The sequence below is a fragment of the Aerococcaceae bacterium zg-252 genome, assembly GCA_016237705.1.
GTDB lineage: Bacteria > Bacillota > Bacilli > Lactobacillales > Aerococcaceae > Globicatella > Globicatella yangjingiae.
This window is the reverse complement of sequence record CP066204.1, coordinates 1425195-1441432: the sequence shown is the minus strand read 5'-3', so window position 1 is coordinate 1441432 and position 16238 is coordinate 1425195. Positions and strand designations below refer to the sequence as shown.

Here is a 16238-nt window from a genome sequence, read left to right as displayed (position 1 = left end):
TCGTATAGAAAGCAAGTATAAAGCGATTTTTATCAGTGATACTCTAACAAAAATAGATAAAATACGATATAATAAAATAGTGTGACAAGAAATTGAGGTGAGGTTTTGGTAACATTAAAGGATGTTGCATTAAAAGCGAATGTATCTAAAATGACGGTGTCTCGAGTGATTAATCATCCAGAGCTTGTGACCGATGAATTAAAAGCATTAGTTCATCAAGCGATGACAGAACTGGGATATAAACCAAATACGGTTGCACGTGCATTGGCTCAAAATCGTACTATGATTGTTAAGGTGCTTATTTTAGAAGAGTGGGATAGTACAGAACCATACTACATGTATTTGCTTAAAGGGATTGCGGAGGCTTTGGATCAGTATCATTATGCTTTGCAACTCGTAACTGAAAACACCTATGAATTAGGTGGTGGCGACGGTTATATTATTACCGGCATGACACGTGCCGATTATGACTGGGTAAAAGAGATTCAGGATCCTGTCATTATTTTCGGTGAAAATGACATTCAGCTGCCATTTGTTGATTCGGATAATCAAAAGGCAATGGAAGAAATAACGACCTTTGCACTATCGAAAGGGTACGAACATTTTATTTTTGTTGGAATTGATGTACCGGAACTATTTGCTGAATCACGCCAACAAGGATTTTTAAAGGCAATGTCTAAAGCGAAAGACGTCCGTTATGATGTACATCGTATTAAAAATTCATCAATGGCAGCAGAACAATTATTAGAATCCCTGTCACTTAAACCAAATAGTTGCTTTATTTGTGCGACTGACCGAATCGCAATCGGTATTCAGCGAGCCTTAATTAGTCAGCAATTAAATATGGAAGAGTATGGCATTACCGGTTTTGACGGTGTGTTTTTAGATCGCATCGCATCGCCTAAGTTGACGACCATGAAGCAAGATATTGAATCAATGGGCAAAAAATGTGTGCAGTTACTTATGGAACGAATTGACGGAAAACAATTGGAAAATGTCGCTAACTTTTGTGATGCACGATTAATCGAACGTGACACATTACGAAAATAATATAATAATTGAGGGAAGATGTATGCATGATATTTTAGAGTTACCAGAAAATGATAAGGCTTTTTATCGCATAGGTATGCAGAAATTGGAAGCAGGGAAAGTTGATGAGGGGCTAGAATATTTACAAAAATCATTAATACTTGAATGGCAAGATGATGTTTTTCAGGAATTAATTCAAGCGACCTTAATTTTTGCAAGGGTACCACTGATGAAACAGCTTTGGACTACATATTTTAATACGGTAGAAGCTATTGCATTAGTGCCAAACTTAATTCCAATATACATCGAATGTTTACCACATTTGCAGCCTTTTAAACAACGTTTATTGACATTAACGGCATTAAAGACAGCGATGCATGAACAGCATTTAGCTACTGATATTGTAGATGAGCAATTAGATTATCTAAAAGATTTATCTGTTTTACAGTTGCAAATTGAAACGGTATCACAACAAGGCAAACTGGAACAGTGGCTAGCTAATTATTTTAAAGGCGATCCATATGAACAATTAGTACAGTTAAAACCTTTATATGAATTAGAGAGTACCATTGTACGACCTGTTTTCGAGTGGGTTTTGAAATCAGATACCTTTTTGAATTTTATTAAAAATGATGTGCTGCATTATTTTATTATCAATGGAGCAAGTGGTCAGGTGCAATATAATTGGTTTGGACAAGTAGAAACATTGGAATTGTCAGAGCTTGTGATAAGTAATGAGTATCCACTTGTGAAAGAAGTGAAAGCAAAATTATTAGATTATTTAGAGCAAGACAATCCCCATATGGAATTAATGGTATTAGAATATTTTACGGCTCAAACGATGATTCTTTTTCCATATTATGAACGGACTGGATTAACTGCAGAAATGTGGGCAAATCAATTGATAGCTATGTTAGGAATGGATGAGGAAGCTGAGATATTGGAGCAAGAAATCAATCCTTATCTAATGCGTGCCCAATTTGAATACATCGTGATGATGAGTGAGGAGGAACTCTTATAATGGAAAATATTGAAAAATATTTAAAAGACGGAAAACTAAAGGTAATTCCTAGAAAAGAAAAAAATAAAATTGAGATTTTTCAATTTTTTGCCGAAACCTTGAAAAAACAGCCACAAGAAACATTCACTGAAAAAGAATTAAATCAAATTATTGCAGAAATTTATGATGATTATGCGATTATTAGACGTTATTTGGTGGATTATGGATTCCTTGTAAGAGATGATTATGGTAAAGAATATCGTTTGAATGAAAAGACTGATGATTTAGTTTAATAAATAAACTATTACCCCCACTGCAAAAATGGTTCGATTGGCAGTGGGGTGTTTGTGTATATTAAGCAGTTTTTTCTGTTATTTCAGTTGTTTGATATCAGCCAGTTTAATAATCGGTTCGCCATGGTCGGTATAGACATACTCTCGTACTTTTTGAGCGTCAGCCATTGTAACGATTAGACGGTCACGATACGGTTCTGCTAATTCATCAAAAAGAAAGACACCATCACGTAGTTGATTCATTTTACGAGTTGATTGTATTTCGCCAGCTGATTTAAGACGATAAGTTCGGCTTGGCAAAGGTTCGGTCAGTTGACGTTTTTCAATTCGGTAGTAATAGTGTGGGTCGCCATAATAGATTTCAAGTGCACCAGAATTAGTTCGCTTATGCTCGACTTCTTTATAGTGCTCTTTATGAATTTCCCACCATGTTTCAATACCTTTAATCGCATCTTCTTCAGTTAAATAACTTCCATGTTCTTTTTTCACGTTTACACGTTGATTAATCCAATAATTGGTATATACTGTTTGCATCGTCATATCGTCCTTTCATTTGATTCAAAACAGAGCTTACTAGAAAATGTAAGCCTATTCTTTATTTCTATTATACCTTAAATTTTATGAAATGCGAGTTAAATGATAGGTAATTCAAGACGAAAATCATTTTTAAACTTCATCTTAAAATATGCTATAATAAGCTGACGAATGAGAAAGGTGTGAGTAAATGAAAGTCGAGCAATTAGCGAAAAATTTACAATCGGTTGAGCAACAAATTCGTGCCAATCAAGTTGAAAATCAGCAAGTAACATTGGTTGCTGTGACGAAAACGGTGGATATTGAAACTATGAAACAATTGTATGACTTAGGGATTCGTCATTTTGCTGAAAATCGTGTGACGACATTTTTAGAAAAATATGAAGTGTTGAAGAGTTGTCCGGACATTGTATGGCATTATATTGGTCGCTTACAAACTAGACAAGTGAGAGCCGTATTGCCATATATCGATTATATTCATGCCTTAGACCGACCGTCATTAGCCGAAGAAATAAATAAACGTGCAACCAAACCAGTGAAGTGCTTTGTGCAAGTGAATGTTAGTGGGGAAGAAAGTAAAGCTGGTGGAACTGCCGAGTTGACGCACGCTTGGATTGATAAATTGGCAGATTATCCGAATCTTCACATCATTGGTCTAATGACAATGGCACCGATTGACGCTGATGACGCAGCTTTACATCAATATTTTAGTGCCTTGAAACAATTACAATTAATGATTGCAGCAAAGCAACTTTCTCATGCACCTTGCCATGAATTGAGTATGGGAATGAGTCAAGATTATCCAATTGCCGTAGCAGAGGGAGCTACCTTCGTTAGAGTAGGGTCGGCATTGTTTGAAGCATAATAAGAGCAAGGTTGCTTTGGCTTGAATCACTGTAGAATAATACCGGAGTGCGAATGCACTTTGAGAACTAAGTTAAGTGGATGCTGTAGCAGTCCGATCAAACGAGAATTAGGAGAATATAAATGACAACAAATTATTTAGCGTATGGCAGTAATATGAATTTAGAACAAATGGCATTTCGCTGCCCTGAGGCAATCTTCAAGCGTGTTACGTGGTTAGAGGGGTATCGTCTTGTCTTTAAGGGAGAACGTGAACAAGCTTATGCAACAATTGTTGAAGACACATCGTCACGTATTCCAGTGATGATTTGGGAGATAAATGCACAAGATGAGGCGACACTCGACCAATATGAACGTGTGCCTGAACTTTATGGCAAAGCGACTTTAGAACTAGATGATGAAGTGGTGATGTATTATTATATGCAACCTGAAAATGATTATGGTTTTCCAAGTGAACGATATTATAAAACAATCGAGTCAGCCTATCAAAAACAAGGGTTAGACACGCAAATTTTAGAATTAGCTTATCAAGAAAGTCGAGATTATTGGAATAAAAAGGAGGCTCAATAAAATCGAATGAATGAACAATCAACACAAGATTTTCAGATGCTGAAAGAAATTAAACGCCTAGCACAGCTGCTGATTCCAGTTTTAATTTATCAATTAGCCAGTTTTTCTGCGCAATTTATTGATGCTATGATGACAGGAAATTACCATGAAATTCATCTTGCAGGTGTTGGAATTGGTGGTAATTTATGGGTGCCCTTTTTCACTCTATTTACAGGCTTTATTTCGGTACTAACTCCGATTGTCGGGCAAGCATTTGGGGCGAAACAATATAAAGATATTACCTATTCAGTGCGTCAATTTATGTGGATAGGTTTGGTATTGAGTATTATCTTCTTTATTATGGGGGGGTTATTTTTACGTCCCATTTTAAATATGATGACATTAACAGATGAGGTACGTGGCATTGCCTTTCAATACTTATCTTATTTATCAATTGGGATTATTCCGTCAATGTTATTTACCGTTCTACGTTCCTTTGTTGACGGCTTAGGGAAAACACGTGTATCCATGCTCTTTATGTTATTACTAGTGCCGTTTAATGTTGTCTTAAACTATCTATTTATCTATGGACGTTTCGGCTTTCCAGAATTAGGTGGTGGTGGAGCAGGTTTAGGGACGGCGATTAGCTATTGGCTGGTTTTAGGTGTGATTTTATTAATTATTAAATATCAGCCAGGTATTGCTGATTATCGTATTTTGCATTATGAAAAGATTGACTTAACTACATGGAAATCTTATACAAAAATGGGATTTCCAATCGGATTAGCGATTTTTGCTGAAACGAGTATCTTTTCCTTTGTGGGCTTGTTGATGAGTTTGTATAGTGCACAAGTCATTGCAGGGCATCAAGCAGCGATGAATTTTACTTCGTTTCTCTATAGTTTTCCATTGAGTATTTCAAGTGCATTGATGATTGCAGTGGCTCAAGAAGTAGGAGCACGTTCTTATGAGCGTGCGAAAAAAATAACACGAATTGGGTTGGCGATGTCATTAGGAATTGCTGTCTTTACGATGACTTTCTTATTTTTCAATCGAGAGCGAGTAGCACATTTATATGGACAGACGCCAGAATTTATTCAATTGACACAAACATTTTTAGGATATGGATTGCTTTTTCAAGTAGGGGATTCTTTTGCAGCACCGATTCAAGGAGTATTACGTGGTTATAAAGATACGGTTGTACCGTTTGTTATCGGAATTATTGGACATTGGTGTATCGGCATTCCAACCGGTGTACTATTATCCAAATTTTCAAATTTAGGGCCGTATAGTTTTTGGATTGGTTTAATTATTGGGCTGCTGTCAGTTGGGATTGGATTGGTCTTTCGTTTACGATACGTTGAGCGACAGTATGCACAAAAAATATCAAATGAAAGGGCTATTTTGATGTAAATATGTTATGATAGTCATAGAAGATTTGAACAATTAAACAAGACACTTGAAAATTTTTGAAAGGATGGAATGTATGAGTCAAACAATTCAATTTGGATATGGGACAGCACCTGCGTTAATGAATTTAAACCAATTAAACCGTCATGGTATTATTGCGGGGGCTACCGGAACTGGTAAGACAGTGACATTAAAAGTTTTAGCAGAACAATTAAGCAAAGCTGGTGTACCTGTTTTATTAGCGGACATTAAAGGGGATTTAACTAGTTTGGCACAACAAGGAACTGGTGAAGTGGATAATGACCGTCTAGTTCAAACGCAGTATAATGATTATGAGCCGGCAGAGTTTCCAGTAGAGTTATGGGATGCACTCAGCGAAAATGGTATTCCATTAAGAATGACGATTTCTGAAATTGGCCCAGTTTTATTGGCACGTATTTTAGGTCTTAATGATGTACAAACAGGTATTTTAAACATTGTCTTTTCGGTATCAGATGAAAAAGGCTTATTATTGATTGACTTAATGGATTTACGTGCGATGTTGAATTATATTTTAGAGAATGCCAAAGAATTAAGTCAACATTATGGGAATATTGCCACAGCTTCAGTAGGTGCGATTTTACGGTCGATTGTCGTGCTGGAACAACAAGGTGCAAGTAAATTTTTTGGCGAACCAGCCTTAGAATTGTCTGATTTGATGCGTACGAATGAGCAAGGACAAGGTGTAATTAATATTTTAAATGCTGTAAAATTAAGTCAGCAGCCAACACTCTATGCGACTGTCTTATTAGCAATACTAGCAAATCTTTATGAAACTTTACCGGAAGTAGGCGATTTATCTAAACCTAAATTGGTCTTTTTCTTTGATGAAGCCCACTTGATGTTTAATAAAACTTCAGATGTTCTATTAGAGAAGATTGAATTAATTGTTCGATTAATTCGTTCCAAAGGTGTATCAGTCTTTTTTGTAACGCAAAATCCATTGGACATTCCAGATCGTGTTGCGTCACAGTTAGGGAATCGGATTCAACATGGTTTACGTGCGTTTACACCGAAAGAATTAAAAACAGTTAATGCTGTGGCAGAGAGTTTCCGTCAAGCAGACGGAGTTGATTTAGGACGTGCCATTCAAGAATTAAAAGTAGGGCAAGCGGTTGTATCTACCTTGAATGAGGACGGTACTCCTAAAGTGGCAGACATTGTTACCATTTGGCCACCACAAAGCCATCTTGGTTCGGTTGATTTATCGGTTCAAGCGAGTGTTATTAATCAATCTGAATTATTACCAAAATATGAAACACCGATTGACCGCGAAAGTGCACATGAAATGATTTTGGCACAAACGGCTGAGCGTGAGCAAGAAATGGTGTTGGAAGCAGAACGTAAAGAGGCTGAAAAAGAGCAAGAGCGTTTGAATAAAGAATATCAGCGTGAACAAGAACGTTTGGCAAAAGAGGCCGAGAAAGCACGTACTCGACAAGAAAAATCTGTGCCTAAATCATCTAGCCGTCGCTCTGATTCGCCAATGGATCGCCTGACTAAAAACATTATGAGTTCGGTTGGTCGTGAACTTGGACGTGCGATTACACGTGGTATTACTGGTATTTTGAAGAAATAACAAAAGTATTCAGTTGAATAAATGTTGTATATTTTATAGCAGTGTAACTTTTTTATGTTACAAATTTAAAGTGATTTCCCATCTTAATTGGGGAATCATTTTTTATAGAAAATATGAGAAAAAATTATACTATTAAATGCGATAATATCATTAAATATATAAACAAAAATTATTAAAACAGATTGAAGTTTTAATAAATTCAGCGTATACTACATTATTGCAAGAAAACTTTACAATGTTAAAGGATATCATAAATAATTGAGGAGGTTATCGTGTGAATGATATGACATCAGGATCACCACTGAAAAAAGTCATTATTTTTTCGATACCATTAATTATCGGAAATTTATTCCAGCTACTTTATAATATGGTGGACACGCTGATTGTAGGACGTACAATGGGACTTGAGGCACTAGCAGGGATTGGTGCAGCAGGAAGTGTGAGTTTTTTGATTTTAGGATTTTCACAAGGTTTTACGGCGGGTTTAGCGATTCCGATTGCTCAAGCCTATGGGGCACGAGATTATCGGAAATTACAACGCAGTGTGTTGCTCAACTGGATACTCGCATTAAGTGTATCTGCTATTTTGATTGCGATTAGTTTATTTTCATTACGAGCCATTTTAACGTTTATGAAAACGCCAGACAATATTGTAGAATATACCTACAGCTACTTATCGATTATTTTCGGTTTTATGTTTGTAACGGTATTATACAATATGTTAAATAATTTAATGCGTTCATTAGGCGATAGTCGCACTCCGTTATATTTCTTGATTGTCGCAGCTTTAACCAATATTGTGTTGGACTATGCTTTTATTATTTATTTTGGATTAGGAGTAGCTGGTACGGCAATTGCGACAATTTTATCGCAAGGTTTAGCTGTTACTTTATGTTTAATTGCGATTCATAAACAATGGCCTATTTTAAAAGTGCGTTTAGATGTGGGCATTAAAAAAGAAGAATTAATGTATCACTTACGTATCGCCTTGCCAATGGCATTTCAATCATCAATTATCGCAATTGGTACGATTGCTGTGACAATGGCATTGAATGCATTAGGGGCAGTCGCAGTCGCAAGTTATTCAGCAGCACAAAAAGTTGACCAAGTCGTCATCTTGATTTTAATGTCCTTTGGTGTCGCAATGGCTACTTATGTTGGGCAAAACTTCGGTGCACGTAAATTTGATCGAATTCGTCAAGGGGTACGTTCGATTTCAATTTTATCGGTTGCCGTAGCGATTGTAGCAGGTATTGTGTTGTGGATTTTCGGTAAAGAATTAGTGGCATTATTTGTTAATGGTGAAGATTCACAAAAAATGATTGATTATGGTTTCATGTACTTCCAAATGAATGGCCCTATGTATTGGGTGCTTAGTTTACTGTTTGTGTATCGTTACACTTTACAAGGTTTGGGTGATAGTAAAATTCCGACCTTTGCTGGTATTATGGAGTTAATCATGCGTGTAGTTGCAGCTATTGTCTTAGGAAATTTATGGGGCTTTTTAGGGCTTGCATTATCAAGTCCATTGGCATGGATTGGGTCAGCCGTTCCATTAGCGATTACATATCATAAGCGTAAATATCATTTGGACGAGTTAAAACGAGTATAGAGTGTTGAAAGGTTAGCATATGCTAGCCTTTTTGGGTTGGGAACTAATAGCGGTTAAATATCTTTATGACAAGATTTTTCAAGAACTCTACGTTATTGAATGTATTGCTATTCGCAATCAAAAAGTGGCTTAATTCAAATTAAAGTAAGTGAAAAATATGGCAAGAACATCAAATATTTATGTAAGAATAGAACCTAATATTAAGGAACAGGCAGAAGCTGTGCTTGAGAAACTGGGCATTCCTATGTCAAATGCTGTATCTATTTTTTTTAAGACAGGTTGTAATGCAAAATGTTTTGCCTTTTGAAGTTAAAATTCCTAATGCAAAACCACTTTCTTTAACTGAATTATCAGAAACAGAATTTGATATGGAAATGTTAAAAGCTCATAATGATTTTGAGAATGGAAGAATACATTCTTTTGAAGAAGTCGAAAATGAAATATAATTAAGGTGTACTATTCCTTTAATCGCCTAAAAATATGATAAAATTAGGCGAAAAGAAATGGTTTAGGTCTATGAAATATTTTAATTATAGTAAATATAAAGAATATAAGTGGGACAGTGAAATTATCAATTTGTTAGTAAAAATCCATGAACACAAAGGAAAACAAGAACTTTATTTACAAAGAAAGCCTGCTGTTCTAGATAGGTTGGTTGAAATTGCAAAAATTCAAAGTATAGAAGATTCAAATAAAATTGAAGGGATTGTAACCACAGCAATAAGAATTAAAGAACTAATGAATCAAAAAACGACACCTAAAACTAAAAATGAAGAAGAAAGTATAGGAGGAAGATTTTAAAATACTCAAAATTCAATTATTGAAAAGCATGCAGATGGATTGATTATCGAGAAGTTTAAACCACTATCTTCGTATGAAACACCACTAGCAATTAATAATATCTGTGGGGAGTTAAATCGTGCATTAGATGAAAAAGTAGTAGATGCATTATTGCTTATTCCAATTTTTATTCATGATTTTTTATGTATTCATCCCTTTAATGATGGAAATGGAAGAATGAGTCGTCTATTAACCACTCTATTACTTTACAGACAGGGATATGTCATTGGAAAATATATCAGTTTAGAGAGTAAAATCGAAAAAAATCAAGGTAGTTACTATTTCTCTCTTGAAAGAAGTGGTATTCATTGGCATGAAAATGAAGAAGATGTTACTTATTTCATTAAATATATACTTAGAATGATTCTTGCAAGTTATATCGACTTTGAAGAAAGAGTGGATTATGTTGGTGAAAAGAAACCAACAATTGAATTAGTAAGAAGTGCAGTTGATAATAAATTGGGCAAATTTACTAAGTCTGATATTATGGAACGTGTACCAAGTGTAAGAAAAGCAACGATTGAAAATATGTTGAAACAATAGGTAGAGGAAGCATATATTGAAAGGCATGGCAAAGGTCTTGCAACTTACTACGTAAAAAAGTTTAAATTTTGATAGGGAATTGCAGAAAAATTAAATACACTTAAATGGTTTATATAGCAACTAGTTAGTATGGGGGAAATAATATGTCCAAACAAAATATATTTGATAACGAAGTTTTTTTTGAAGGTTATTCAGAAGTTAGAAATCGGAGTGATAATGCTAATATTTTGTTTGAGATTCCAGCATTATTCTCACTATTAGGTGATTTATCGGGTAAAGAAATATTGGACCTTGGTTGTGGATATGGTGGACATTGTAAAGCTTTTATTGAGAAAGGGGCCTTAAAAGTTATCGGTATTGATATATCTTCAAAAATGATTGAAGTAGCTAATAGTGAAAATAGTGATTCTGCCATTGGGTACATGAATATACCTATGGAAAATATTGATGAATTAAATATGAAATTTGATGTAGTAGTTAGTTCCTTGGCATTTCATTATGTTGAAGATTATCGAGAATTAGTGAGAAAAATTTATCATAGGTTGCGTCCAGGAGGATTATTTGTTTTTTCTCAAGAACATCCGATTAATACCACATATGAAAGTTATGAATTCAAACGTTGGACAATGAATGAAAATGGAAATAAGCAATATGCAAATTTAGCTAATTATGGCATCGAAGGGGTAAGAAATTCAGAGTGGTTTATTAAAGGAATAAAGAAATACCACCGGACATTTTCAACTGTAATCAATAATTTGATAGAAGAAGGATTTAGTCTTGAAAAAATTATAGAACCATTTCCTGATGAAGTACTTCTTCAAAAGTATCCTAATTATGTTGATTTGTATCACAAGCCTGATTTTTTACTTGTAAAAGTTTCAAAACGATAATCATGTACGTAGCATATGTATATTTGAAAATTGTTGAATCATATTGTATATATAATGTAACTAAATCGCCTAAAAATATATAAAATTAGGCGAAAACAAAATAGTAAGTATAGGACATGTATGTAATTTTTATAGTATAATATTCACAAATAAAGAGAGTGGTGTAATTATGAAAGCAGACGTTATCCGTTTTGAAAAAATATTAAATGAATCGCAAGTATTATATGACCAATTAGAAGATTTATTGGAAAAAATTGCTGATAATGAAACACAAATGTTAGCATTGCGTGAGTATTATTATAGTGAAGAGTATCATCGTGATGTTGAAATATCAAACCAAACTGATGAATATAAAGGGATTGCTCATGATGTCTTATCTGAAGATGCTGTCTATAATTTAATGATTACCAGTTACCAAAATTCGATTCGCATGCTTGAAGTGGCGACTCAAACTTTAAAGCATGAATAAGCACTAATAAAGTACTAATATCTTTCAACAAAAGTCAAACGGCTTAGCGTGGATAATTCGTTTGGAAGAACGATTATTCTCGTGATTTAAGCTGTTTTTTTTGTTATAATTGAACACGATGTGTGAATTTTTGACACGTATCCAAAAGATGAGTATTGGAGGGCGAAAAAGTGTCAACATTATTAAAAAATATTGAACAGTTAAATGATAAACAACGAGAAGCTGTGCTGACGACTAATGGGCCAGTGTTAATCGCAGCCGGGGCAGGTAGTGGGAAGACACGTGTTTTGACGCACCGTATTGCGTATTTAATTGAAGAAGTAGGGGTGAATCCATGGAATATTTTAGCGATTACCTTTACCAATAAAGCAGCGAGTGAAATGCGTGAGCGTGTGCAACAGCTCGTAGGAGAACAGGCGGGTCAAATATGGGTGGCGACATTCCATGCGATGTGTGCACGTATTTTGCGTCGTGAAGCTGAACATATCGGTTATGACCGTAACTTTACGATTATTGATACTGGTGAACAACAAACCCTAATGAAACAAGTATTAAAAGACCTTAACTTAGATAGTGAGCGTTTCAATTATAAGCAGCTATTGTCGGTCATTGATACGGCTAAAAACGAGGGGAAGATGCCGGAAGAATTTGCGAATGAAGCTGGAAATTATATCGATAATATTCATGCAGATGTGTATCAAAAGTATCAATCACGTTTAAAAGCTGCCAATGCAATGGATTTTAATGATTTAATTTTATTGACGGTACGTTTGTTACAAACAAATGAAATGATTCGTCAATTTTATCAGCAAAAATTTCAATATATTCATGTCGATGAGTATCAAGATACAAACCACAGTCAATATCACTTAGTTCAACTATTATCAGGTTTATTACGTAATGTTTGTGTGGTAGGGGACGCAGACCAAAGTATTTACGGTTGGCGTGGTGCAAATATGGAAAATATTTTGAATTTTGAACAGGATTATCCAGATGCGAAAGTAATATTACTGGAACAAAATTATCGTTCAACGCAAACGATTTTAAAAGCAGCGAATAGTGTGATTGCTAATAATGTTAAACGCAAAGACAAAGCGTTGTGGTCGGATAAAGAGTCAGGCGAGAAAGTGAAGTATTATCAAGCTGAAACAGATCGTGAAGAGGCACAATTTGTAATTAAAAATATTCACGAAATTAAGAAAGAATTTGCGTATAAAAATCGTGATTTTGCTGTACTATATCGGACACAAGCCCAGTCTCGTAACTTAGAGGATCAGTTTTTGCATGCGAATATCCCCTATAAAATTGTTGGGGGCTTGAAATTCTACTCACGCAAGGAGATTCAAGATACATTGGCATACTTACGTTTAATTGATAACTTTGATGATAATCTTAGTTTTAATCGAATTATTAATGTACCAAAACGTGGGATTGGGCAAGCAACGATTGATAAATTGGCGAGTTTTGCTAGTGAATTAAATATTAGTTGGTTTAAAGCGATTGACTATTTGAATCAGTCAACGATAAGTAAGTCGGCTCAAATGAAATTAGCTGTCTTTGCGAAATTGATTCGTCAGTTGCAACAACAGGTTGAATTTTTGAATATGAGCGAATTAGTAGAACAAGTGTGGGAGCAAACCGGTTATATCGAGGCATTACAAAAGGCTGGAGATATTGAATCATTGAACCGTATTGAAAACTTAGAAGAATTTGCTTCAGTTACGAAACAATTTGATGAATCAGACGGTTTAGGTGCAGAAGAAGTCGACCCAGATTTTATGCAACCAACGGTTCAAGTAGAAAATGATGAGGCACAAGCTGAATTTATTTTGGCAGTAGATGAAAATGATACAGAGTCGGTGACGCAATTAACACGATTTTTAACGGATATTTCACTGGTGAGTGATACGGTCGAAGATGAAACAATGGAAGATTTGGTTACTTTAATGACGCTCCATGCTGCTAAAGGATTAGAGTTTCCAGTTGTATTTATGGTAGGTATGGAAGACGGTTTATTCCCATTATCACGTGCAATGGAAGATGATGATGAACTCGAAGAAGAACGTCGCTTGGCTTATGTAGGAATGACCCGAGCAGAAAAACAATTGTTTTTATCTGGTTCACGTTCACGTTTACTATATGGACGGTATCAACATAATTTACCGAGCCGTTTTATTAATGAAATTGATGCGACTTTATTAGAAAAAATAGGAGTAGACAGTGATCCTTATTTTGCATCACAACAAGCAATGATGCAACGAGGATTAGGCATAACACCGAAACCGCAGCCGACAGCACAAAAGGCAGCACAATTAGCAGCGAATAAGGTGGCACTCAGTGGCAAGCGACCGACACCTGTGACGAAAATAGGTGCGACTTCAAATGGCAATCAAGCTTGGACAGCCGGTGATAAAGTAGAACATCCAAAATGGGGTGTCGGCACGATTGTACAAGTAACTGAAAACAAATTGGATACTACTTTGAGCATTGCCTTTCCAAATCAAGGAATAAAACAATTAATTGCAGCTTATGCGCCGATTACAAAACTATAATGGTGAGGTGAACCGATGACAAATCATTATACTCAAACGGATTTACAACAATTAATTCAACAATTAAATGATTATGCGTATCATTACTATGTACTTGACGCACCGATTGCGACTGATGCCCAATATGATGCCTTGTATCATCAAGTTGAACAAATTGAAAAGCAACATCCAGAATGGATTACGCCAGAATCGCCAACTCAACGAATAGGTGATCAATTGTTGGACGGATTTAAAAAAGTAAGTCATGCGCAAGCGATGTATAGTTTAGGGAATGCATTTAACGAGACGGATATTGAAAGTTTTATTGACCGTGTGACTAAAGCGGCAACTGGACCTGTGCAATTTATGTGTGAATGTAAAATTGACGGTCTCGCTGTCGCATTGACTTATGAAAATGGACGTTTTGTTCGAGGTGCAACTCGTGGTGACGGTACTATTGGAGAAGATATTACGACAAATTTGCGTACTATTCCGTCAATTCCATTGACTTTACGTCAAGCTGCCACTGTGGAAGTACGTGGCGAAGCGTATATGCCTAAAGAAGTATTTGCTTCCTTAAATGCTAAGCGTGATGAACAAGGAGAAGTACCTTTAGCCAATCCACGCAATGCAGCAGCCGGTGCACTTAGACAAATTAATCCACAAGCAGCTAAAGAGCGTCAATTGAATATCTTTTTATATGGCGCAGTGGTAAATGAGTCATTTAATCCCAATTCTCAAGCCGATTTATTTGACCAATTACAAGAAATGGGACTGCGAACGAATGCTTTTCGACGACTCTGTGATACTAAAGAAGAAGTTATGGCATTTATCCATGAAGTAGGACAGGCTCGTCATGATTTGCCTTATGATATTGACGGTGTTGTCATTAAAGTCAATGATTTTCAGCAGCAGGCAGCTTTAGGTTTTACGGTCAAAGCACCACGTTGGGCGATTGCTTATAAATTTCCGGCGGAGATTGCTAAGACAGTTGTGCAACAAGTTGAGTGGACAGTAGGTCGTACTGGTGTTGTCACACCGACAGCAGTGATGAATCCAGTCTTTTTAGCAGGGACTACTGTTCAACGAGCAACCTTGCATAATATTGATTTCATTGAAAATTTAGATGTACGTATTGGGGACACGGTTCATTTACATAAAGCAGGCGATATTATTCCGGAAGTCATTGAAGTGGTATTAGCAGAGCGACCGAGTGATAGTCAGCCATTAGCGATTCCTACCCATTGCCCTGAATGTCAAACGCTATTGGAACAGGCTGACGGGGAAGTGGCATTGCGTTGTGTAAATCCATTATGCCCAGCACAACAAGTAGCACAATTGTCGCATTTTGTATCACGTGATGCGATGAATATTGTAGGATTAGGCAAACGTATTATTGAACAGTTAGTGCAAAAAGAATTAGTACAGACACCAGCTGATTTATATGCTTTAATGCAAGAAGATTTTCTTACATTAGATAAGGTTAAGGAGAAGTCTGCTCAAAAAATGCTTGCAGCCATTGAAGATAGTAAAAATCAATCGGTAGAGCGACTTTTATTTGGTTTAGGTATACGTCATGTTGGCGCAAAAGCAGCTAGATTAATGGCTGAAACCTTTGGTGATATTACTCGAATCATGGAGGCGACACAGGAAGAACTGAGTGCGATAGAGGGCTTAGGTGCGATTATTAGTCAATCGGTGATACGCTATTTTAGTCAGCCAACTTCAAGAGCGTTAATTGAAAGATTTTCTCAGCTAGGAGTGCAATTATCGTATCAAGGTGTTACAATAGAAGCAGCCGATTTAGCAGATAGTTTTTGGTTAAATAAAACGGTTGTGATTACCGGAACATTTGAACAATTTAGTCGTAATGATTTGAAAGCAATCCTTGAGCAGCAAGGTGCGAAAGTGACGGGTAGTGTTTCGAAAAAAACGGATATAGTAGTGGCAGGAGAAGCTGCCGGTAGTAAATTAACTAAAGCAGAGGAATTAGGCATCGACATCATGGACGAAGCTATGTTATTGCAGGAGTTAAAACTGCAATAAGTATTAAAGC

At 35.9% G+C, this 16238-nt stretch carries 13 protein-coding genes and 2 pseudogenes; 14 read left to right on the top strand and 1 reads right to left on the bottom strand.

The window, feature by feature from the left end:
* Window positions 1-105 precede the first annotated feature (105 nt).
* From JDW14_06705 to JDW14_06695, 3 genes are read left to right on the top strand one after another with little or no spacing between them, the layout of a single operon-like run.
* Complete coding sequence (locus JDW14_06705; protein QQD65015.1) at window positions 106-1050, top strand: LacI family DNA-binding transcriptional regulator; 945 nt, start codon at window positions 106-108, stop codon at window positions 1048-1050.
* A 22-nt stretch (window positions 1051-1072) separates the two neighbouring features.
* Entirely contained in the window at window positions 1073-2050 is a 978-nt protein-coding gene (locus tag JDW14_06700) for a hypothetical protein (protein QQD65014.1), read from the top strand.
* Window positions 2050-2322 carry a DUF2087 domain-containing protein gene (locus tag JDW14_06695; GenBank protein QQD65013.1) on the top strand — a complete coding sequence of 91 codons (273 nt, stop codon included), beginning with the start codon at window positions 2050-2052 and terminating at the stop codon, window positions 2320-2322. Before JDW14_06700 ends, JDW14_06695 begins: the two co-directional genes overlap by 1 nt.
* Window positions 2323-2400: 78 nt before the next feature.
* Here the strand turns inward: JDW14_06695 and JDW14_06690 are convergent, their stop codons facing one another.
* On the bottom strand, window positions 2401-2856 hold the full coding sequence (locus JDW14_06690; GenBank protein QQD65012.1) for a hypothetical protein: 456 nt from the start codon (window positions 2854-2856) through the stop codon (window positions 2401-2403).
* Between the two features lie 190 nt (window positions 2857-3046).
* On the opposite strand from JDW14_06690, the gene JDW14_06685 reads away from it, so the two are divergent.
* The 11 genes and pseudogenes from JDW14_06685 (at window position 3047) to ligA (ending at window position 16228) form a co-directional block, all read left to right on the top strand.
* Complete coding sequence (locus tag JDW14_06685; GenBank protein QQD65011.1) at window positions 3047-3721, top strand: YggS family pyridoxal phosphate-dependent enzyme; 675 nt, start codon at window positions 3047-3049, stop codon at window positions 3719-3721.
* A 122-nt stretch (window positions 3722-3843) separates the two neighbouring features.
* Window positions 3844-4290 carry a gamma-glutamylcyclotransferase gene (locus tag JDW14_06680; GenBank protein QQD65010.1) on the top strand — a complete coding sequence of 149 codons (447 nt, stop codon included), beginning with the start codon at window positions 3844-3846 and terminating at the stop codon, window positions 4288-4290.
* Window positions 4291-4326: 36 nt separating this feature from the next.
* Window positions 4327-5682, top strand: a complete 1356-nt coding sequence (locus tag JDW14_06675; GenBank protein QQD66522.1) for an MATE family efflux transporter — start codon at window positions 4327-4329, stop codon at window positions 5680-5682.
* 73 nt (window positions 5683-5755) lie between these two features.
* Window positions 5756-7297: a DUF853 family protein gene (locus JDW14_06670; GenBank protein ID QQD65009.1), complete on the top strand. Its 1542-nt coding sequence runs from the start codon at window positions 5756-5758 to the stop codon at window positions 7295-7297.
* Window positions 7298-7580: 283 nt separating this feature from the next.
* Window positions 7581-8909 (top strand): MATE family efflux transporter, encoded by a 1329-nt coding sequence (locus JDW14_06665; GenBank protein ID QQD66521.1) that lies wholly within the window; start codon window positions 7581-7583, stop codon window positions 8907-8909.
* A gap of 157 nt (window positions 8910-9066) precedes the next feature.
* A pseudogene (locus JDW14_06660) lies at window positions 9067-9355 on the top strand (type II toxin-antitoxin system RelB/DinJ family antitoxin).
* A gap of 70 nt (window positions 9356-9425) precedes the next feature.
* A pseudogene (locus JDW14_06655) lies at window positions 9426-10292 on the top strand (Fic family protein).
* 143 nt (window positions 10293-10435) lie between these two features.
* On the top strand, window positions 10436-11182 hold the full coding sequence (locus JDW14_06650) for a class I SAM-dependent methyltransferase (GenBank protein QQD65008.1): 747 nt from the start codon (window positions 10436-10438) through the stop codon (window positions 11180-11182).
* Window positions 11183-11351: 169 nt separating this feature from the next.
* Window positions 11352-11651 (top strand): DUF4298 domain-containing protein, encoded by a 300-nt coding sequence (locus JDW14_06645; GenBank protein ID QQD65007.1) that lies wholly within the window; start codon window positions 11352-11354, stop codon window positions 11649-11651.
* A 170-nt stretch (window positions 11652-11821) separates the two neighbouring features.
* On the top strand, window positions 11822-14203 hold the full coding sequence (locus JDW14_06640) for a UvrD-helicase domain-containing protein (protein ID QQD65006.1): 2382 nt from the start codon (window positions 11822-11824) through the stop codon (window positions 14201-14203).
* Window positions 14204-14218: 15 nt separating this feature from the next.
* Window positions 14219-16228, top strand: a complete 2010-nt coding sequence (gene ligA / locus JDW14_06635; GenBank protein QQD65005.1) for an NAD-dependent DNA ligase LigA — start codon at window positions 14219-14221, stop codon at window positions 16226-16228.
* The last annotated feature ends 10 nt before the right edge of the window (window positions 16229-16238 follow it).